Annotated in this window: 18 protein-coding genes and 1 tRNA gene; 12 read left to right on the plus strand and 7 right to left on the minus strand. The window is 30.6% G+C overall.

What is annotated here, in order from left to right; translation table 11 throughout:
* Positions 1 to 37: 37 nt before the first annotated feature.
* Positions 38 to 111 (minus strand) — tRNA-Asp (locus H6589_05900).
* A 64-nt stretch (positions 112 to 175) separates the two neighbouring features.
* Positions 176 to 1,102, minus strand: coding sequence for a DUF58 domain-containing protein (locus tag H6589_05905; protein ID MCB9174123.1), 927 nt, complete (start codon positions 1,100 to 1,102; stop codon positions 176 to 178).
* Positions 1,103 to 1,228: 126 nt separating this feature from the next.
* Between H6589_05905 and H6589_05910 the strand changes: the two genes are divergently transcribed.
* From H6589_05910 to H6589_05940, 7 genes are all read left to right on the plus strand, one after another.
* A complete protein-coding gene (locus tag H6589_05910) occupies positions 1,229 to 3,007 on the plus strand; it encodes a Na+:solute symporter (protein MCB9174124.1) in 1,779 nt (592 codons plus the stop codon).
* A 98-nt stretch (positions 3,008 to 3,105) separates the two neighbouring features.
* Entirely contained in the window at positions 3,106 to 4,011 is a 906-nt protein-coding gene (locus H6589_05915) for a hypothetical protein (GenBank protein MCB9174125.1), read from the plus strand.
* 32 nt (positions 4,012 to 4,043) lie between these two features.
* Positions 4,044 to 4,469, plus strand: coding sequence for a hypothetical protein (locus H6589_05920; protein MCB9174126.1), 426 nt, complete (start codon positions 4,044 to 4,046; stop codon positions 4,467 to 4,469).
* Positions 4,470 to 4,558: 89 nt separating this feature from the next.
* Positions 4,559 to 7,618 carry an ATP-binding cassette domain-containing protein gene (locus H6589_05925; protein MCB9174127.1) on the plus strand — a complete coding sequence of 1,020 codons (3,060 nt, stop codon included), beginning with the start codon at positions 4,559 to 4,561 and terminating at the stop codon, positions 7,616 to 7,618.
* A gap of 184 nt (positions 7,619 to 7,802) precedes the next feature.
* The gene (locus tag H6589_05930; GenBank protein MCB9174128.1) at positions 7,803 to 9,917 is read left to right on the plus strand and encodes a patatin-like phospholipase family protein; all 2,115 of its coding nucleotides are present in this window, start codon (positions 7,803 to 7,805) and stop codon (positions 9,915 to 9,917) included.
* An 84-nt stretch (positions 9,918 to 10,001) separates the two neighbouring features.
* Positions 10,002 to 11,045, plus strand: coding sequence for an iron ABC transporter permease (locus tag H6589_05935; GenBank protein ID MCB9174129.1), 1,044 nt, complete (start codon positions 10,002 to 10,004; stop codon positions 11,043 to 11,045).
* Entirely contained in the window at positions 11,045 to 11,812 is a 768-nt protein-coding gene (locus tag H6589_05940) for an ABC transporter ATP-binding protein (GenBank protein ID MCB9174130.1), read from the plus strand. The genes H6589_05935 and H6589_05940 overlap by 1 nt, the downstream gene beginning before the upstream one ends.
* Positions 11,813 to 11,818: 6 nt before the next feature.
* Here H6589_05940 and H6589_05945 read toward each other — a convergent pair whose 3' ends face one another.
* Positions 11,819 to 12,469, minus strand: coding sequence for a response regulator transcription factor (locus H6589_05945; GenBank protein MCB9174131.1), 651 nt, complete (start codon positions 12,467 to 12,469; stop codon positions 11,819 to 11,821).
* Positions 12,470 to 12,510: 41 nt separating this feature from the next.
* On the minus strand, positions 12,511 to 16,155 hold the full coding sequence (locus tag H6589_05950) for a PAS domain S-box protein (protein ID MCB9174132.1): 3,645 nt from the start codon (positions 16,153 to 16,155) through the stop codon (positions 12,511 to 12,513).
* 231 nt (positions 16,156 to 16,386) lie between these two features.
* Between H6589_05950 and H6589_05955 the strand changes: the two genes are divergently transcribed.
* Both H6589_05955 and H6589_05960 read left to right on the plus strand, forming a co-directional pair.
* Positions 16,387 to 17,340, plus strand: a complete 954-nt coding sequence (locus H6589_05955; protein MCB9174133.1) for a methionyl-tRNA formyltransferase — start codon at positions 16,387 to 16,389, stop codon at positions 17,338 to 17,340.
* A 9-nt stretch (positions 17,341 to 17,349) separates the two neighbouring features.
* Entirely contained in the window at positions 17,350 to 18,597 is a 1,248-nt protein-coding gene (locus H6589_05960; GenBank protein MCB9174134.1) for an MFS transporter, read from the plus strand.
* Here the strand turns inward: H6589_05960 and H6589_05965 are convergent.
* Positions 18,594 to 19,616 carry a COX15/CtaA family protein gene (locus tag H6589_05965; GenBank protein MCB9174135.1) on the minus strand — a complete coding sequence of 341 codons (1,023 nt, stop codon included), beginning with the start codon at positions 19,614 to 19,616 and terminating at the stop codon, positions 18,594 to 18,596. The two genes, H6589_05960 and H6589_05965, sit on opposite strands and share 4 nt — an antisense overlap.
* 95 nt (positions 19,617 to 19,711) lie before the next feature.
* On the opposite strand from H6589_05965, the gene H6589_05970 reads away from it, so the two are divergent.
* Together H6589_05970 and H6589_05975 are read left to right on the plus strand one after the other, a co-directional pair.
* Entirely contained in the window at positions 19,712 to 20,353 is a 642-nt protein-coding gene (locus tag H6589_05970; GenBank protein MCB9174136.1) for a hypothetical protein, read from the plus strand.
* Positions 20,347 to 20,913, plus strand: coding sequence for a hypothetical protein (locus tag H6589_05975; GenBank protein ID MCB9174137.1), 567 nt, complete (start codon positions 20,347 to 20,349; stop codon positions 20,911 to 20,913). Before H6589_05970 ends, H6589_05975 begins: the two co-directional genes overlap by 7 nt.
* Here H6589_05975 and H6589_05980 read toward each other — a convergent pair.
* Positions 20,910 to 21,389: a heavy-metal-associated domain-containing protein gene (locus H6589_05980; protein ID MCB9174138.1), complete on the minus strand. Its 480-nt coding sequence runs from the start codon at positions 21,387 to 21,389 to the stop codon at positions 20,910 to 20,912. The genes H6589_05975 and H6589_05980 overlap by 4 nt on opposite strands.
* 1 nt (position 21,390) lies before the next feature.
* Positions 21,391 to 21,594 carry a heavy-metal-associated domain-containing protein gene (locus H6589_05985; protein MCB9174139.1) on the minus strand — a complete coding sequence of 68 codons (204 nt, stop codon included), beginning with the start codon at positions 21,592 to 21,594 and terminating at the stop codon, positions 21,391 to 21,393.
* Between the two features lie 67 nt (positions 21,595 to 21,661).
* Between H6589_05985 and H6589_05990 the strand changes: the two genes are divergently transcribed.
* A complete protein-coding gene (locus tag H6589_05990) occupies positions 21,662 to 22,549 on the plus strand; it encodes a DMT family transporter (protein MCB9174140.1) in 888 nt (295 codons plus the stop codon).
* Positions 22,550 to 22,618: the final 69 nt, after the last annotated feature.

The following is a 22,618-nucleotide window of genomic DNA, read 5'->3' on the forward strand; positions in this document are numbered from 1 at the left end:
TAAAATAAAAAAGCTCTCCATTTCTGAAGAGCTTTTGCGGTCTGGACGGGACTCGAACCCGCGACCCCATGCGTGACAGGCATGTATTCTAACCAACTGAACTACCAAACCGTTTCCTTTAAAAGGAGTGCAAATATACTTGTTTTTTTTACTTCCAAAAATTTTTTAAAAAAATTTACATCATTTTTTTTCTTTTTATCAAATACGTGAGCAAAATTTGATGAAACCCTTTATTTATATCCACTTCAACAAATTCAATTCCATATTGTAAGCACTTTATTTTCAAACTATTGGTTTGCTCCTGAATTTGTTTTACATAATTTTCTTTTACTTCATTGGGGTGCAGCTTTATTTCTTCTCCACTTTCCAAATCGATAAATTGATATGGTCTGTTTTCAAAATTAAAATCTAATTCCTTCTCTTTATCTACCGTATGAAACAAAATAACCTCATGTTTGTTGTGTTTTAAGTGTTGTAAAGCAGAAAATAATTCATCGTGACTCCCTACATTCTCCATCATATCGCTAAATAAAATAATTAACGAACGTTTGTGTACACTTTCAGCAATAGTATGCAACGATTTAATGGCAAAGGTGCTTCTGTTTAAGTTAGGTTGATTAATTAACCCCTCCAACTCATGAGTTAAATATTTATGATGAACAGTACTTGATTTTGCAGGAGTGTGTACATCTAATTTATCACTAAATATGCTCAAACCTACAGCATCACGCTGTTTTTTTAACAAATTCATGATAGCTGCCGAAGCATAAATAGAAAATTTCAGTTTGTTAAACTTATCACTATTTACATCAATTGCTGGAAAATACATGGATGATGAAGAATCAATAACCAACTGACAACGAAGGTTGGTTTCTTCTTCATACCGCTTTAAAAACAATTTATCCGTTCTCCCATACAATTTCCAATCTACATGTCGTGTCGATTCTCCAGAATTGTATAAACGATGTTCGGCAAACTCAACAGAAAATCCATGAAAAGGGCTTTTATGTAAGCCCGTAATAAAGCCCTCAACCACCTGTTTGGCAATCAATTCTAATTTAGAGTACTGTTGTATTTGTTGTAAATCAATCCTAAAACTCATAACCTCAAATTTAGTTTTTAAATTTATGTTGCAACAGGTTTATTTACTAAATGTTGTTAATAATCAATTTTTTATTTGCTTAATTCAGTTGTTAATGTGTGTACTTTTCACTAAAATTAAACACGTATGATTTTAGAAACCATCGATTGGATTATCATTGCTTCATTCCTGATTTTATCGCTTTACATTGGATTAAAATTTAAAAATAAAGCCAGTAGCAGTTTAGCCAATTTTTTCCTTGGCGGAAGAAATTTACCTTGGTACATTGCAGGTATGTCAATGGTAGCTACCACTTTTGCTGCCGATACTCCTTTAGCTGTTACTGAGCTAGTTGCAAAAAATGGTATTTCATCAAACTGGATTTGGTGGAACTTTTTAATTGGAGGAATGCTTACTACTTTTTTCTTTGCCAACCTTTGGCGACGAGCAAATGTTTTAACCGAATTAGAATTAATAGAATTAAGGTATAGCGGTAAACCAGCGGCAATTTTAAGAGGTTTTAAATCGGTTTATCTTGGTTTATTTATGAATGTGTTGATTATTGGTTGGGTTAACCTAGCAATGGTTTCCATTATTCAAGTATTCTTTGATGTTGACCCTTCTATTGCATTTTGGTACACCATTGGAGTAATGATAATAGCCATGATTTATTCGTCATTATCTGGTTTATTGGGTGTTGCCATAACCGATACCATTCAATTTGTAATTGCCATGATTGGATGTATAATTCTAGCTGTAATTGTTGTAAATTCAGATAAAATTGGAGGAATTGAGGCGTTAAAAACCAAATTACCCGAAGGAACTTTAAACTTTTTACCTCAAATTGGAGGAAAAGAAGGTGCCAGTTTATCCACTTTAACAATTAGTATTGGAGCTTTTTTCTCATTTGCAGCCATACAATGGTGGGCAAGTTGGTATCCTGGCGCAGAACCTGGCGGTGGTGGTTACATTGCTCAACGTATGATGAGCACAAAAAATGAAAAAGATGCTGTATTTGCTACCTTATTTTTTCAAATTGCTCATTACTGTTTACGTCCTTGGCCTTGGATTATTGTTGGTTTGTGCTCATTGGTGTTATACCCTGAGTTAACCGATAAAAAGCTAGGATTTGTAATGGCAATGAAGGACTTTTTACCAGTTGGTTTAAAAGGATTATTGTTTGTTGCTTTTTTAGCAGCTTACATGAGTACCATTTCCACGCAATTAAACTGGGGAGCAAGTTATTTAGTAAACGATTTATACAAGAGGTTTATCAAAAAGTCGGCAAACAAAGAATCAACCGAACAGGAAGAAAAACACTATGTAAAAGTTTCTAAACTTTCTACCATTTTAATAATGATAACTGGTGCCTTTGTTACTACTCAAATCAATTCCATATCTGCCGTTTGGGAATTTATTATGGAATGCGGAGCTGGTTTAGGTCTTGTTTTAATTTTACGGTGGTATTGGTGGCGAATAAATGCTTGGAGCGAAATAGCAGCAACTATTTCACCTTTTATTGGTTATATAATAGGACATTATTTTTTAATTGATTTGTTGGGTAATTCATTTACAGAAAATAGAGGTCCTTTTATGTTTACCGTTTTGTTTACCACAGTTGCGTGGTTATTAACTACTTTTTTAACAAAACCTTCGGAACACACTACTCTGTTAAGTTTTTACAATCTGGTTAAACCAGATGGAAACTGGAAACCTTTTAAATCTGGTAAAACAGATAATTCAAACTTGTTTAAATTGTTGGTTTGTTGGATTAGCTCAATAACATTGACTTATTCGTTGTTGTTTTTTACTGGTAAATTAATTTTGTTGGAATATACCCAAAGCATTATGTTTTTAATTTCTGCTGTTATTTCCTTCTTCATTTTGCGTTATTTTTTAATTCGTACCAATATTTTTAACAATTAACATTTAATAGTTAAGATTTATCGAAATTTTTATTCTTTTGAATTGAAGATTTTTTTGTTTATTTGCATTAATGAAAATTCGTTTCTAAAAAAATTATAATGGCAAAGAACATTTTTAACTTCAGAAATCAACTAATTGCATTATCAACTATTGCTTTAATAGCTTATGGTTGTGGTGGTGAATCAACTACAACAGAAGATGATGCAACACTAGAACAAGATGCAGATCCAAAACAATCGCAGTTAATGGAAATTGATGGAAAGGTATTTAGTATTCCTTCTCCTATCCAAACTGCTGCATTAATTAAAAATTCAGGAACAAATTATAACAAAGCAATGTTAAATGTTCCTTCTAACGTAACAAAGTATTCTACAAATTTTAAAAAAGCATTAAACTTAGGTGTTTTTGGTGCTGATTTAGGATATGTTACATTGTACGAGCAAACACAAGATGCTATTTCTTTTTTAACTGCTATTAAATCTATTGGTGATGATTTAGGTGTTAGTAGTGCTTTTGATATGGAATTGGTTCAACGTTTTGAAAAAAACATTGGAAATCAAGATTCTATCTTATCATTAGTTTCTGATGCCTACAAATCAAGCGACCGTTATTTAAAAAACAGTCAGCAAAACGACATAGGAGGCTTAATTTTAGCTGGTGGATGGATTGAAAGTTTATACTTTGCTACTGATGCTGCTAAAATGACTGGCAACAAAGATATTATTAAACGAATTGGAGAACAAAAAACTACTGTAAACAATTTAATTAAATTGCTTACTCCATACTATAGTAAATCAGAATTTACAGGCTTAGTTGACAACTTAATTGAATTAGACGAATTATTCTCAAAAATAGAAATTACATACACTTATGTAAAACCTACAGTTGATGCTAAAAACAAAGTAACTACAATAAATAGTACTACAGACGTTAGCATTACTCCAGAACAATTAACTGCGATTACGGAGAAAGTAAACAAAATTAGAGCTGAAATAATCAATTAATATTATTTAGGAAATTATAATAAAACAGAAAAATGAAAAACTTTAGATTAATCAAAATAGTTATCTTATTAATTGGTTTTGTTGCGGTAAAATCATCTTTTGCTCAATGCGATACTATCGCTAGTATGTGTGATAAGCACATTAAAAAAGGATTTATTTCTGATGGACAAGATTATCGTTCGTTATTACTTGACGATGAAGTTGCTGAATTTAATATGGTGCTTTATGGTAATAGTACTTATCGTTTTGCAGCTTGTAGTGGTATGTCTGATGGCAATTTAATTTTCTCTGTTTTTGATAAAGAAAGAAATTTGTTGTTTACCAATAAAGATTATGCAAATGCTCCTTATTGGGATTTTAAAATAACCAACACTATTGATTGTATTATTGAAGCAAACTTAGACCCTAACAGCCTTGCATCTGGTTGTGCCGTGTTATTAGTAGGCTTTAAACAATAATTAATATTTAGAAATTATTTAAAGGCATTGTTTCAAAAAAATAATGCCTTTTTTTGTATTTTAACAACGAAATATTTTACATATAAAGAATGAGTGAAAGAATACTAAAAGCCTTAATGCAATTGTTCTCTATTGTATCTGAAGCCAATGAAATTTCAGATAATAGTAGAGTAATTGTTGAATCTTTTCTTAAACAACAGCTTAATCAACAATTGGTTGATGAATACCTTGCTTTATATGATGAATTTATAACTGCTAAAACACAAAAATCAGATAGCGAGAAAAAAAGAAAACGTACTTCTGTAAACTCTGTTAAAGTTCTTTTAATCTGTACTCAAATTAACGAAGAACTTGCTCAAAAACAGAAAATCATTGTACTTATTCGTTTACTGGAGTTTATCTACGCTAACAAAGAAGCATCTGAACAAGAACTTGAATTTGTTACCACAGTATCAGAAACATTTAACATTCCAAAAGAAGAATACGATTTATGTTTAAGTTTTGTTCATAATAGTATTGATGAACCTATTGATTCACCAAATGTATTGGTGATAAACAACAAAAAAGAATCACATTTAAAGTTAGGTCGACATATTTACTCTGAATCTATTTTAGGTGTTTTACGCATCATAAAAATAGAAACCGTAAACATGTTCTTTGTTCGGTATTTTGGTGATTCTGAGCTGTATTTGAACGGTATTCTTATCAATAAAAGTCGTTCTCACATTTTAAATCAAGGCTCTTCTATTAGAAGTTCTAAAGTTCAGCCAATTTATTATAGCGACATTATCAGTTCTTTCTTCAAAGACGATAATGCCGAGAAAATTGTATTTAATGTTGAAAACCTTACTTACAAATTTAAAGGTGGCAACATGGGTATGCACCATTTCAATTTTTCTGAAGAATCAGGAAGAATGGTGGGGATTATGGGTGCCAGCGGTGCAGGAAAATCTACATTACTAAATTTATTAAATGGTACTTATGCTCCAACTACTGGACAAATAACCATTAACGGAATTGATATTCATAAAGAGCCAGAAAAAATTGAAGGTGTTATTGGTTATGTTTCTCAAGACGATTTACTAATTGAAGAACTTTCTGTTTTTCAAAACTTGTTTTACAATGCCAAGTTATGTTTCGATAATTTAAGCGACGAGCTTATTTCTAAACGAGTATTAGAGGTTTTACAAAGCATAGGTTTATTAGAAGCTAAAGATTTGAAAGTCGGAAGTCCAATGGAAAAAACCATTTCTGGTGGACAACGTAAACGATTAAACATTGCTTTAGAACTTATTAGAGAACCAGCAGTTCTGTTTGTTGATGAGCCAACGTCTGGTCTATCTTCAAGAGATTCGGAAAACATCATGGATTTACTTAAAGAGTTAGCGCTTAAAGGTAAATTGGTGTTTGTGGTAATTCACCAACCATCGTCCGAAATATTTAAAATGTTTGATAATTTATTGATTTTAGACACTGGTGGTTATCCTATTTATAACGGTAATCCTGTTGATGCGGTTGTTTATTTTAAAGAGTTGGTGCACCACGTAAACAGTAGTGAAAGTGAATGTTTAAGTTGTGGTAATGTAAATTCAGAACAAATATTTAACATTATCGAGTCGAGAGTTGTTGATGAGTACGGAAACACTACTACACATAGAAAAATACTTCCAACAGAATGGTACAAATTCTATCTTGAAAAAATTGAAAAGGCTGCTGCGACTTTTAAACGACTAACTGAAACTCCAAAAATCACATTTAGTATTCCTAATAAGTTTAAACAGTTCAAGGTTTTTATCATCAGAGATGTTTTATCGAAATTAACCAATAAACAATACTTATTAATTAACTTTTTAGAAGCCCCTATTTTAGCTTTTATACTTGCATATTTGGTTCGTTACTTTAATTCAGACGTAAACAACGAGTTGGGCTACATTTTTAGAGAAAATGAAAATGTACCGGCTTATATTTTTATGTCGGTAATTGTAGCTTTATTTATTGGCTTAACAGTTAGTGCTGAAGAAATTATTCGTGACCAAAAAATTAGAAAAAGAGAAAAATTCTTGAATTTAAGTAAGGGAAGTTATTTGTCTTCAAAAATTTCCATCATGTTCATCATTTCAGCCATTCAAACCTTATCGTTTGTAATAGTGGGCAATACCATTTTAGGAATTCAAGGAATGAATTTATCTTACTGGTTGGTTTTATTTACAACATCATGTTTTGCAAACATGCTTGGTTTAAATATTTCGGCTAGTTTTAGCTCGGCTGTTACCATTTACATTTTAATACCATTTTTAGTAATTCCTCAGCTACTCTTGAGTGGTGTAATAGTGAAGTTTAATAAACTAAACCCAACCATTACCTTACAAGATAAAGTTCCATTTGTTGGAGAGGTAATGGCTTCAAGATGGGCTTACGAAGCTTTAGCTGTTCATCAGTTTAAAGACAATGAATTTGAAAAACAATTTTACAAACTTGACAAAGAACTTAAAGTAGTAGAGTTTAAAAAGAATTTTTGGTTAGCTAAATTGCGTGAGAAATTAAGCACTGCACAAAACAACATTAAAGACGAAACAAAAAAAGAAGAAATTTCAGCTAATCTGTTATTACTTAGAAACGAAATTGCAAAAGAGTTAGACCGAAATTCTAAAGTAGCATTTCAAAACCTCGATCAACTTACCATAGATAAGGTTAATGCAACAGTTTTTTTAAACACTAAAAACTACTTACAAGAGTTAAACAATTATTACTTGCAAAAGTATAAAAAGGCTAATGCTAAAAAAGACAAGCTAGCATCAAAACTAAATAGCGATAAAGAATCTAAAGAACTCTTTATTAAAATGAAAGATGCCTACACCAATGATGCTTTAAGCGATTTTGTGAAGGATAAAAATGAAATGAACAAGATTATTGAATTAGATAATCAATTGATTCAGAAAGCCGACCCTGTTTATTTAAGTCCAGATGGATTTAGAGCACACTTTTATGCTCCAGAAAAAAAGATTTTTGGTTCGTATATCGATACGTTCTGGGTTAATATTGGTGTAATTTGGATTATGTCACTTATTCTTATTGTTACCTTGTATTTCGATGTACTTAAAAACTTTATCTCAGGAATCGAAAAATTGTTAGAGAAAATAAAAAAATAAGCCCTTTTATAACTATTTCTAATTATTATCGTAATCAGGTTTTATAAAGCAATGAGTGTTTTATTACGTTATGCTTAGAAAGTTAATTTATTTTTTACCCACACAGCTTTTTCTTACCAACCTTAAGAGAAATCACATTATTCTTATTTTGTGGATTATTCTTTTTGGCGTTGTTAATCAAAGTATGTTTGTTAAATATGGCATTTCAAATTTATTTTTAGCTCCAGAGTATTTAAACGAACTAAGCATTTGGGCGTATATAATTTTAGGGTTCTCTATTGGTGGATTTGTTATGGCTTTTAACATTACTGGTTATGTGATAAACAGTTCCAAATTTCCATTTATTGCTGCTTTAAAATACCCGTTTACAAAATATTGCATTAATAACTCTCTCCTACCCTTACTTTTTATCATTTTTTACTGTATTAAAGTTACCTTATTTTTATCCGAAAACGAACACGTTTCCACTTTAGATATTATAACTTACCTCTTTGGATTTTTAATTGGTTATACAGCTTTTGTTACTTTTTCGTTAACCTACTTTTTCTCCACTAACCAACATATATTTAAACTATTAGGAATAGCCGAACCAAAAGAAAATGATTCAAAAGCGGTGAGTTCCCTTTTATTAAAAGATAAAAATTGGTTTACCATTTTTAAAAACCGTAGAAAATGGCATGTTGAGTACTACCTTCAAAATCCGTTTTCGATACGACAAGCGCGTGATATTTCGCATTACGATTTAAACATGTTGAGATCTATTTTTAAACAAAACAACATTAATGCTACCATATTTGAGATAGCCATTTTCGTAACCTTTATTGGTTTGGGGTTTTTAAACGAAAAGCCGTTATTTATGATACCTGCTGCAGCAAGTATTGTATTGTTATTTACTACTATATTAATTTTATTTAGTGCAGTTCATACCTGGCTAAAAGCTTGGGCTCAATTTGCTTTTATTGTTTTGTTTATTCTCATCAATTTATTATCTAAAAATCAAACTTTTAGCTACTCCAACAAAGCTTATGGTCTTAATTATAGCGGCGAAAAAGCAGCGTATTCTAATGCTGTAATTGATTCTCTTCGATTTAGTTTTAATAACATAGAATCTGATAAAGAGCATCAAATATCTATACTCAACAATTGGAGAAACAATTTCGATACTTTAAGAAAACCAAAACTTGTCTTTATTAATACAAGTGGTGGTGGTTCTAGGTCATCGTTATGGACTTTTTACTCATTACAACAATTAGATAGTTTAACAGGAGGCAATTTATTCAAGCAAACACATTTAATTACAGGCTCATCAGGAGGCATGATAGGGGCCGCTTATTTTAGAGAACTGTATTTACAACAATCAGAAGGCTTTATTAACAATATTTACGATGAACAATACCGCAAAAATGTAGCGAAAGATTTACTCAACCCTATTGCATTTTACATGGCTACCAACGATTTTTTTATTCGTACAAAAAAATTCCATTACAACAATCAAACTTATATCAAAGACAGGGCCTATGCTTTTGAACGTCAACTTTTACAAAACACAGATTACGTTTTTGACAAACCAATGAAAGACTATAAAAGCTACGAAGAATCGGCTCAAATACCCATGATGATTTTCTCACCAGCAATTACCAATGACGCTCGCCGATTACTTATTTCGCCTCAACCAATCTCATTTTTAAGCAACAACATACCTAGAAATAATGTTTACACCCAACCCATTGCAGAAAATATTGAATACAGTCGTTTATTTAAAAATCAGGGTGCTGATGAAACTCGATTTTCGAGTATTATAAGAATGAGTGCAACTTTCCCTTACATTATGCCTAGCGTATCTTTACCTTCAAATCCACAAATAAATGTATTAGATGCAGGTTTACGTGATAATTATGGCTCGTTAACTACTTATAAATACATCCATACTTTTAAAGATTGGATAGATAAAAACACCAGTGGTGTTATCATTTTAACTTTTAGAGATAAACAAAAGGCACATGTTATTGATAACAATCCTCTGCAATCGGTTATTGAATCTATTAGTTTACCAATTGGTAGTCTTTACAGTAACCTGTTTGTTATGCAAGATTATGGTTTAGATGATATGATGCAATACTTGAGTGATGACGTAAATCAATCCATTGACATTATTGATTTTGAACTCGACAATTCAAATGATGTGATTTCGTTAAGTTGGCATTTAACTGCAAAAGAGAAACAAAAAGTAATGAATTCAATGGATTCAAAAAACAACCAAAAATCGACCGTTCGTCTACTTAAATTATTAGAAGAATAAACTTCTTCTTAATCCATTATTACTTCATTATTTTTTCAGTAAAAAATTGAATAATTTGGCTTTTTATTCTTTTTACCTATTTCAATGTTTAAAATCTTAAGTAGAAATAAATTGCTGATGTTTTCTTTATTGATTTCATCGGTTGTTTTGTTTCTGTTAGATTTATTTCTAGGCTCTGTTCAAATCCCATTTCAATCAATTATAAATATTTTAACGAATAGTGGTACTGAAAAAGAAAGTTGGCAAATTATTGTGCTTAATAGCAGACTACCTAAAGCTCTTGCAGCTATTTTGTGTGGTTCGGCATTATCTGTTAGCGGACTACAAATGCAAACATTGTTCAGGAACCCTCTTGCTGGTCCGTACATTTTAGGCATAAGTTCTGGTGCTGGTTTAGGTGTTGCCATATTTATTATGGGTTTGTCAGTTTTAGGAATTTCCGTTTCCTCCCTTCATTTCTTTGGTAGTTATGGGTTAATTGTATTTTCATTTTTAGGCTCTTTAATGGTTTTACTCCTATTACTTGCATCCATATACCGAATTAAAGATATGATGACTGTATTGATACTTGGAATAATGTTAGGAAGTATTATTACTTCATTTATAGCCATTATACAATATTTTAGTTATGATAGTCAGTTAAAATCGTTTGTTATGTGGACTATGGGGGATTTAAGCTCTATCAACCTAAATCAAATTTTAATCATTACACCTATTCTTTTTTTAGGTTTGGGTTGGTCGTATGTAATTTCTAAGCAATTGAATCTCTATCTTTTAGGAGAAGATTACGCTAAAACAATAGGCTTAAATGTTCGGAGATTTCAATTAAACGTGGTAATAATTACGGCATTACTTACTGGTGTTGTAACTGCTTATTGTGGTCCAATTGGTTTTATTGGTATTATCGTTCCTCACTTGGCTCGCTTACTTGGAAAAACTTCTAACCATAAAATTTTAATACCATTCTCCATTTTAATAGGAGTAAATGTGTTGCTTTTTGCAGATATTGTTTCTGTTTTACCTAATTCCGAAATGGTTTTACCAATAAATGCTATTTCATCATTTATTGGTATTCCAATAATTATTTGGATAATTTTTAAAAACAAACGCATAACTAATGTTGGTTGATGAATAAATTAATTCACATACAGAAATTAGCAATTGGTTATAACAAAACGACCATTATTGATGATATTAATGCATCTTTTTCTTCTGGCGAGTTAATCTGTTTAATTGGTAGAAATGGTGAAGGAAAATCGACTTTAATAAAGACCATTTGCAAGTTGATTAATCCTATATCGGGCAACATTTTGATAGATAACAACGATTTGACTAAAACCAACGATAAATTGTTTGCAAACTTAATAAGTGTTGTTTTAACTTCTAAAATAAGCATCTCGAATATAAGTGTTAAAGAATTTATAGCTTTTGGCAGATATCCTTACACCAATTGGATTGGTAAAATCACAAAATCGGATGAAAGCTTAATTGATAAGGCTATAGAAATGTGTGGGGTACAACATTTAATAAATCGTGATTTTGATTCATTAAGTGACGGAGAGAAACAAAAAGTGAACATTGCTAGAGCCATTGCTCAAAATACTCCCATAATAGTTTTAGACGAACCTACCGCCCATTTAGATTTGGTTAATAATATTGAAATATTTAAACTCCTACAACTTTTAGTTAAAAAACACCATAAAACCATTCTCTTTTCTACTCATTATATGGAGTTGGCTTTACAAATGGCTGATAAAATTATGGTAATAAACCACGGTAAATGTTTAACAGATACTCCTAAAAACATTATCGAACAAGGCATTTTAAATCAATTGTTTGACCATAATACTGTTCAATACAATGCTCAACTTAACAAGTTTGAAATTAACTTGTAAACCTTTTTATGCCCATTTATTTTTAATGGCATAGGTAATTAACTCGGCAGTATTTTTCAAATCCAATTTTTGCAATATATTCCTTCTGTGTGATTCAATCGTTCTTGAACTTAAGCACATTGCTGCACCTATTTCTGCATTTGATATACCTTGAGCAACATACTTTATCACCTCTTTTTCTCTATCAGAAATCAAGCTTTTAGTATGATTTTTACCACTTTCATCCATCATATTTCCAATTATAATCGATGAAACATCAGAACTAAAATACAATTTATTATCAGCCACTTTTATAATAGCTTCAATCAATTCTTCTTTACCCGATTCCTTTAAAATATAACCACTTGCGCCAGCCTTCATCATATCAGTGATATACGATTCTTCCAAATGCATTGTAATAGCTAATACATTAATGTTTTTATGGTTACCCTTAATATCTTTGGTTGCTGCAATACCATTTAGTTTAGGCATACTAATGTCCATTAATATTACATCAACAGAAGTAGGATTGTTATCAATATATTTTACTGCATCTAATCCATTTTCTCCTTCGGCAACAACTTTAATTTCAGGATTACCTTTTAACATCAACTTAATCCCATCACGAATCATTTTATGATCATCAACAATCATTATTCTAATTTCCTTATTTTTCATATCATTTAATTTTTAAATGTTAATATTAGTATGAGTTGTTTCTATTCTTTTACAATTGGAACAACTATTATTATCTCAGATCCGTTTTTGTATTCTTGATTAATTGAAAATAAACCTGATAAATAATTTATTCGTGTTTCAATATTTTTTAAACCTATACCTAATTTTGTTGTTGGTTTTGTAATATTATTCATTATTCCAACACCATTATCGGTAACCCTTATATGTAAATTTTTACCTTTTTTAAGTATTTCTATTTTTGCATATGTAGCCTCTGAATGTTTAACAATGTTACTAGTTAGTTCTTGTAACACTCGATACAATCCTTTTTCTAACTCGCCTCCAAATCGTTCTTCATTAATGTTTTGTACATAATCAAACTTAATTTTTCTTTCAGCAATTTCATTATTTTTAAGCATATCCTTAATAGAATAAGCTAACCCAAATTGATTTAACACTCTACTCATTAAGCCATGAGAAACTGTTCTTGCTTCTTGGATAGCTTGTGTTAATAATTTAACAGAATTGTTATAAACACTAATTGTTGAGCCATCAAGTTGTTCAATTTCAGGTTTAATAGCATCTAAATTCATTTTTGAAGCCAGCAACATTTGCCCCATTCCATCATGTAATTCTTTTGCAAAATTTTCTTTCTCTTGTTCTTGTGCATTTATCACTTCTCTAATATTGTTTATTTTCAATATTTTTTCTTGTGTTATATCGTGTCTTATATTAATGTAATATTCAATATTGTTGTCAATATCTTTAATTGGAATAATGGTCATAAACAACCAATACAGTGTTCCATCCTTTTTTTTATTTTGTATTTCACCACTCCAAACTTGACCAGACTGGATGGTTTTCCACATTTGTTTAAAAAAATCTTTTGAATGAAACCCAGAATTAAAAAGCTTAGTACTTCTACCTATTAACTCTTTGATAGAATAACCTGTGTTTATTGCTACTTTTTTTCCTGCATTTATTATTACCCCTTTAGTATTAACAAACAACACATTTGCAGATTGTTCCAGCGCCTTTTCTAAATCTGTGGCACGCTTAATTGCATCCACTCTTTTGGTGATATCGGTAATAAAAGCAATGTAATAATCTATGTGTTTATTTTCATCTAAAATTGGTTTCACATACACTTTACAAACTACTTGTTTTCCATTTTTATGTACAGAACGCTTTTCAATCGAAATTTTTGTCAACTCTCTCTTTGCAAGCTTTTTCATTCTTTGTTTGATAACAGGAATGTCACTTTTTAAGGTAATATCAAAAATGGATTTGGTTAACAATTCCTTTTTAGAATAACCTAGTATTGAAATCATTCTTTTATTACACTCAATAATGTTGAATTTTTTATCAATTCTAATAATACCATCATTGGCATGATTAAAAATGGTACGATAGTTTTCCTGCTGATTAAATAATGCTTCTTGTGATGCTATTAATTTTTTCTGATTATAATGCTTCTCTGTAATATCTTGAGCATTAAAGATAATACCTTTAATTTCTTTATTCTTGAGTTGATTATTTAAGGTGTATTGTATTATCCTAACCCCTTTATCATTAGAGACCAGTTTTACTAAAAAAGGATTATGAAAAGGTTTACCATTAATTACTTTTTCAAATTGACCGATGGCAGATTCATAATATTTTTTTGGAATAAACTCATGAAAACATTTTCCAATAAAAAAATGTGCTGGGTACCCCATTATATTTTTAACCGACTCAGAAATGTAATTAATTTTAGCATCATCACCTACAATTCCTGTAACCTCTAACGAACTTTCAACTAACGAACGGAAATATTTTTCTTTTTCAATTAAACTGCTCTGCCACTGTTCTTTTTCAATAATACTGGATAATTGTGTTGCTATAAAATCAAGTAAATCAATATCATCCAAGGTAAATTGTTGCTCTTTTTTGTACGATTTTACGGTTAAAGCACCAACAACCAACCCTTCACTTTTTAAAGGAAACGAAATAATAATCTTGGGTAAAGTTTTTTTGTAATCAAGTTTATTGTCAATAATTATTTTCTCTAATTCACTTTTTGTTTTTACAAAGCGATTTCTAGTATTAATAATATATTCAAATAATCCATTTGTAATAGGTCTTGAAAACTGTTTGTTATTTTCTACCTTTTCGTCAAAATATATCGGGAAATCAATTTTATTTTCTGTTTGGTTTAATAAAGCTATACTAAAATTTGAATTATCAATAATATTACCTAATACCTTATATATATATTCGGATAACGAATTTATATTAGTTATTCTTCGTTGAGTTTTTTTTGCAATGAGGTAACTAATGTCTTTTCTTATTTCATCATTCCTTCTTTCGGTTACATCTCTAGCCACAACCCTAATTTCAATAGGAATCCCTCCTTCATAAATCAGTTGAGACGTAACCTGGGCATAAATAACATCTCCGTTCTTTTTTTCAAAAGTTAAAGGATAATCTTTAATCTGTTTATCACGAACTAAAATTTTTAACATTTCCTCACGTTGAGAAATATCTCTATAAAAGGATGATGATGGTTTACCTATGAGCTCCGATGGTTTATAACCAGAAAATTTAAAAATTGATGGAGACACCTCTGTTATTATCGATTCTCCATTAGACAATAAAGTTGCTCTAACAAAAACATCCTGAAATTTATCAAAAACATCTTTGTATTTCTTTTCATTTAAAATGAGCTTATCCTCATATTTTTTACGTTCGCATTCACTTACTAATCTTGGTAAAAAAAGGTTTAATATTTCTTTTTTCTCTTGTTCATTATCAATTGTTTTATCGCTCATAAAAGCAATTAATCCAAATGCTCCATCATTTGCCGTATTGAGCAATTTACCGAAATAACTTTCCACTCCTAAACTCACTAAATCCTTATCATCTGGAAACAATTGTTGTACATTTGATGGATAAAAACAGGTATCTTTACCTACTACAGTATGGCAAGGTGTACCTTTTATAGAATACACCAAATTTTTCAATACTTTTTGTCCGTTTACAAAAACTATTGTTTTAACAATTTCGCTTTTAGCATCGTATTGCCCAATAATGCAATACTTCATTCCCAACTCTTTGGTTAAAAATTTTGCTAAAACTTTAAAGTATTCATTACCATAACTCTTATCAAGCCTATTCTTAATAAAATTAAGGTATTTAGCATCCTTTTTTTTGTGAAGTATTAAAGCTAAAGTTTTGGTAATCGTTTCTAAAGCTGTAATTTCTTCATTATTTTTCTTGTGTTGTTCTGTTAAATAAATGGTTAAAACACCTAATAAATCATTATGATATAAAATGGGTAAACTGTAGTGACCATGATTCCCCTCTTTTTCCTTATATTTTTTTTGGTGATCAACACAATTATTATTCGAATATTGGATGGTTTTTGTTAATGCAGCTTTTCCACAAATACATTCGCCAAAAGCAACTTTTTTGCAATTACTAATGGTTTCTAACGATGCATTTTTATGAGCTACTAGTTTTAATTTTTTTCCATTTTCTTCAACCAACATTATCACTCCCCGTTTAAGAAACTTATCCGATATTGGTGATTTTAGTATTATGTTTAATGCTTTTTTAAGAATAACCGAGACGTCATCATACTTTAAATCAAGCTCTAGAAGCTGATTTAAAACAAGTTGTAGATTTAGTTGGTTGTTATTACTCATTAATGTTACGTATTATTCAAGTAATGCTTTACGTTTTTTGATAAAGTTAGACGAAAAATATCACCCAAACATGACATGTAATACTTAATTTTCTCTAAGTATAAATACTTAGTATAAATATTCTTAAATCCTTGGATTCTTTAATAAAATGATACGAATAAAGGTAGAAAAAAGCTTAATCATTATTAATACCTTTGCAACGGTTTAATTTTTTGTAAATTCTACATTTAAATGAAAAAAGATTTAAGGATTGTTTTTATGGGGACTCCTGATTTTGCTGTGGAGTCGTTAAAAATATTAGTTGAAAACAATTACAACATTGTTGGTGTAATTACAGCCCCTGACAAACCAGCAGGTAGAGGTCAAAAACTACAACAATCGGCTGTAAAGCAATTTGCAGAACAACATCAACTAACCATATTACAACCAACCAACTTAAAAGCTGAGGAGTTTATCAATGAATTAAGAGCTTTAAATGCCAACCTACAAATTGTTGTTGCCTTTAGAATGTTGCCAGAAATTGTATGGAACATGCCCGAATTGGGCACTTTTAATTTACACGCCTCACTCCTACCTCAATACCGAGGAGCTGCACCAATAAATTGGGCTATTATAAATGGTGAAAAAGAAACAGGTGTAACTACTTTTTTTCTTCAACATAAAATTGATACTGGCGATGTTATTGAACAAGAAAAAGTAATAATTGGCGAAAATGAAACCGCAGGTGAATTACACGACAAACTAATGGTTATTGGAAGTAATCTTGTTTTAAAAACAGTAAAAGCAATTGAACAAAACAATGTTACGACAACACCTCAAAACAATAATCAAGTTTTAAAAGAGGCGTTTAAAATTTTTAAACCCGATTGTAAAATTGATTGGAGTTTACCACTTGAAGTAATTCAAAATAAAATTAGGGGTTTAAGTCCTTATCCTACCGCTTTTACAGAGTTGAAAAACAAAGAAAACAATGCAATTTTATCATTAAAGATTTTTAAAACTATTAAACAAATAGAGAATCATCATCAAGAAATTGGAACAATTTTAACCACAAAAAATACTATTTCAGTAGCTGTAAGTGGCGGATTTATTCAGCTGATAGAACTTCAATTAGAAGGTAAAAAACGCATGGATGCACAATCACTTTTAAACGGGTTTAATATTAACGACTACCAATTACAGTAAAATATCACGTTGAATTTAATAACCTTCATAAAACACTATCAAAAATTAGAAAAGCACATTGTAATGTTCATTATTGCTGAGTTTTTTCTTCAACTCATCAATTCATCGTTTATGACCATTATGCTTATTTTTATGGCAAAAGTGGGTTTTTTAGATCATGAAAGTGCCTCCTTTGTATCGTTTCGGTTTTTAGGTGTTTTGTTATTTGCTTTCCCTTTAGGGTTGTTTATAAAAGGCAGAAAACTTAAGCCGTTGTTTTACGCTTCATCTATACTTACTCCAATACTTGCACTTCTTATTTTACAAGCCATCGATTTAAAAATTACTGGTTTATTATACGCAAGTTTGTTTTTATGGGGAGTAAGTTTTACAGGTATTCAAATTACTGCTTTACCTTACATTCTTAGAAATGCCAAAAAAGAAACACACACAGCTGCAATAACGTTGAGTTACTCCACCTGGAGTTTTGCTGGTATAATTAGTGGCTTAATGATTTATGGTTTAAGAAACATAAATGCTGATTTGTTCGACGAAAAACTGATTCTTCAAATCATTTCCTTACTTGGTTTTATTGGCGTTGTTTTCATTTTTGGAATTAAAAGCAAAGAACATGTACCTGAGAAAACAAAAAGCCGTTTCGATTTAAAAGATTTTGATTGGAAAATAATCATCAAAGCATTGATTCCTACCATGATAATAGCTATTGGTGCTGGTTTAACCATTCCGTTTATTGGCTTGTTCTTTTATAAAATTCATGGTTTAGATTCTGATAAGTTTGCTGCTTTAAGTGGTTTTGCAACTTTGGTAGTGTTTAGTATTGTACTTTTTGTGCCTATAATCAAAGAAAAATTAGGCTACAAACTTGCTATTCCGTTAACGCAATTAACTGCCATAGTTGCTTTAATAGTGATGGCTTTGACCGAAATTATACCTTATCAATATGCCGTAATTATTGCTATGGTTGCCTATGTAATACGTCAACCATTAATGAATATGGCTGGACCAATGACTTCTGATATTGTAATGAAATATGTTGGAGAAAAAAATCGTGAAATGATGAGCGCACTAACAGCTGCAATTTGGTCAGGAAGTTGGTTTATTAGTTCCATTATTTTCCAAGTACTTCGTAAAATTGGTTTGCAATACGTCTATGTGTTTTTAATTACTGCAGGACTTTATTTTATTGGCGTTTTCCTTTATTATTTACTGATACTAGATTACGAAAAGAAACTAAAATCAGGTGAAATTGAAGATTAGCTTTTTCTAAAAGCATGCAAAGCATTAACAATTGCGGTTAATAATAAAAAAGCCCCTACTTGATGTACCACTCCTAACCAAATAGGTACCGCATAAAGTAAGGTAAAAACTCCCAGCAAAAACTGAATAAAAACCACATAAAGCATCAATCGTGATGCTGATTTTTGTCGTACAGAAAGTTTGAAATTTTGACTTTTTAAAACAAACAATAAAATTAATCCAGCCACTAAATAAGCTAAATATCGATGTACAAACTGCACTCCTGCCAAACCTTCAGTAAAGTTTTTATAAAGTGGAGTTAGTGCAAATACGGCATCGTTTATCCATTGGTTTCCCATTTTAGGGAAAGTATTCATAATAAATCCAGCATTTAATCCTGCCACAAAAGCACCATAAATAATTTGAACTATTGTAACTCCAAAAACAAAAAACAAAATGGTTCTTAACGATTTAAAATTCGCTGTCTTCTCATCATTATACATCAACCCTAGAGCTACCCAAAAGGTGTAGGTAAATGTTAAAAAAGCTGTAATTAAATGCGTTGCTAATCTAAAATGACTAACATCGGGGTCTTTAACTAAGCCACTTTTAACCATCCACCAACCAATAAAACCTTGCAAACCTCCCATTGCAAACAACACTAAGCTTTGTTGTTTTAATTTTTTTGACAGTTTTTTTGTGATGATAAAATAAATGAAAGGAATTAAAAACACCATGCCGATAACACGACCAATTAATCGATGAAAATATTCCCAAAAAAAGATGGATTTAAACTCTGACAAGGTAAAATGGTAGTTTACCATTTGATATTCAGGGTATTGCTTATATTTATCAAAAGCTTCGTTCCAATCTAAGTCACTTAATGGGGGTATAAATCCCATGATTGGATTCCAATCGACCATTGATAAACCTGAATTGGTTAACCGTGTAATACCACCAACAACAACCATCAAAAAGATAAGTAAACAACCACTTAATAGCCAAATAATTACAGGTTTATTGTTTTTGTGCTCCATCATTTATTAAAAAAATCAAAGTTACAAATACTATTTATTTGCTTGTAAGTAAAATGGTATTACTTTTGATAAGCCTATATGTTATAAAACATATTTTTATGATAACCCGATTAATTATATCCAGCATTTTCTTGTTGCTATTTGTTACTACAAATGCTCAAGAAAACAAATTTAAAGACAGTGGTGTACTTGAACTTGGAACTCGTTCTACGTTTAGTACTTTTAGTGGTAGTGGTAATGTTGGTAATGGGTTTGGTGGTCAGTTTAGATTAAGTTTAGGTAAATACCTCAATACCGAATGGTTTGCCGATTATTTTACTGAAGATATGAACAGCCTCGCAAATAGAAAAGATGCTCACATTGGTTGGTCAGTTATGTTTTATCCATTAAAAAGAGAACAACAATTGCTTACTCCATATATTTTAGCAGGACATTGTTTTGATTATACTAAAATAGATTTAATTCAGCCTTCACAAAATAAATACACCGAGTTGTCAAAAGAACGTTGGAGTTCAGCTACTCAAGTTGGAATTGGTACACACATCAATTTATCCGAAGCATTTAATTTATCATTATCAGGTCAGTACATGATTCATTTAGGAAATGACATTCATACCCACTCACACCAAGAAAACGGTAAAGATATTATTCATTTTGATGATAACCACGAAGACATTAGCCTAGAAGGCCATTTGCTATTTACAATTAGTTTAAACTATAAAATTGCTCAGCTATGGTAAAAAGATTTCTATTATTAGCATTTGTTCTACCTATTGTTTTGTTTGCACAAGAAAAAGAACAAATCGTTAAAAAAGGCTTACTTCGAACTACCGGAACCATCAGTTTTGGGCAATTAACCAATCATCAACAAACTAATTTATACTTAACTGGTAATACCGAATATTTTACAAACGAACATATTACTGCGAGAGGTGACATTTATTATTACTTAAAGTCAGGTGATAAACAAATGTTAAATCAAAACCACCAATTGTTTGCTGGTGCATCATACCATATAAATAGTACCAGTAAATTTGTTCCCTATATAGGTATTCAACCTGGTATTGCCATTACTCAATCTAACGAAGTAAGTATTGATATGAAAAATAATGTTACTGTAACTCCTTTAATTTCAAGTGTTACTGGTTTTAATTATTTTGCTTCAAAATGGTTTCATCTTTTTATTGATGGTCGATATGTTGCAGGAAAGCACACATCAAATCACACTCCAATAAGTTTAAACGAATTTCGTTTATCGTTCGGACTAGGGTTTAATTTGAATGTTTTAACGAAAAACTAAACTTGATTAATCAAAAAAGTAAACAAGTTAGGGATTTGAAAACTTGGTAAGTTCACTTTTACTTTTGTTTGGTCTTCAGCTTCGGTGTTGGTATTTTCAGAAGCATCAGGAGATACTGATTCAGTTGACTCTACTTGTTCTTTCCACTCACCTACTTTATATTGTCCATCAGCTAAACTTTCAATTTTTGTAATAATTTCTTTTTCAGATAATTTTGATTTATCATACTCAAAATGTGCTTTTCCACTTTCGTAATCGACAGTACTAACAGCCACGCCAGATAATGCACCAACTTCTTCTTCTATAGTTTTTGCACAACCTACGGCACACACCATACCTTCAATAGCATAATCTGCAACTACTAGATTTTCAGCGCTTATCTCTGTTTTATCGGTAGTAACATCGGTAGTTGAATTACTACAAGCAGCTAAAAACAATACAGATGATAAAACGATATAAGATATTTTTTTATTCATTTTAAATGGCTTTATAGATTTCAGAATCGTTTATTTCTTGTTTAATTTTTTCTAAAGATACTTTGTTTTCGTTAAACTCTATTAGAGCTACATCTGGCAGTGAAACTTGATAATGCTCAACTCCCTCAATGTTTTTTAAAATAGTAGAAACAGCATTAACACAATGCCCACAACTCAACCCTTCAATTTTAATTTCAGTTTTCATAATTATAGCCCAAAGTTACTAAAAAATCAAATTAAATGTACATACATTTGTCGCACATAAAAATTAAATGAAATTCTTCGACTTATCTAAACCTCTTTGGCAAATTATTGCTTTACTTTTACTTGCATTTGTTTGGGGAAGCTCTTTTATTTTAATGAAGAGAGGCTTGGTAGCTTATTCTCACAATGAAGTAGCAACGCTGAGAATGGTTATTGCTTTTTTATGCTTTCTGCCCTTTATTTTAAGTAACATAAAAAAAGTTGATCGAAAATATTGGAAACACCTTGTAATTGTGGGTTTATTTGGCAACGGAATTCCTGCATTTTTATTTACAAAAGCAGAAACTGGGCTTTCAAGTTCGCTAACAGGAATGCTAAACTCATTAGTTCCATTATTTACTATAATTTTAGGTGTGTTAATTTATAAAGTCCCCACCAATAAGCTAAAGTTTATTGGTGTTTTTATTGGTTTATGTGGTGCAGCCATGCTAATTGGAGGAAATGGATTGGATATTGAAAACTCTAAAACCTCATACAGCATTTATGTAATTATGGCAACCCTTTGTTATGCCATAAGTGTAAACAGTATTAAAAAATATTTACAAGATGTAAACTCCATTGTAGTTTCATCATTCGCCTTTTTGTTTATTGGACCACCGTTATTGGTGTATTTATTTACTACCGACTTTGTATATACAACCATTAATAATCCAGTTGCACCTACAGCATTAATGTTTATAGTTATCCTTTCAGTTTTTGGAACTGCTTTATCATTAATAATTTTTAACATGTTGGTAAAACAAACATCAGCGCTATTTGCATCAACAGTAACCTACCTAATTCCCATCTTTGCTATTATGTGGGGAATTATAGACGGAGAGGTTATTAATCTTATTCAAATACTTGGTATAGTGGTAATTTTAATAGGTATTTATTTTGTAAATAAGTTTAAATAACTCCTCAGGTAGAATCCTATTTTTTCATGATTTTTTGTTTGTTATTTAATTATTTTTTTTATTTCTTTA

This window comes from Flavobacteriales bacterium (genome assembly GCA_020635795.1).
Lineage (GTDB): Bacteria > Bacteroidota > Bacteroidia > Flavobacteriales_E > Vicingaceae > Vicingus.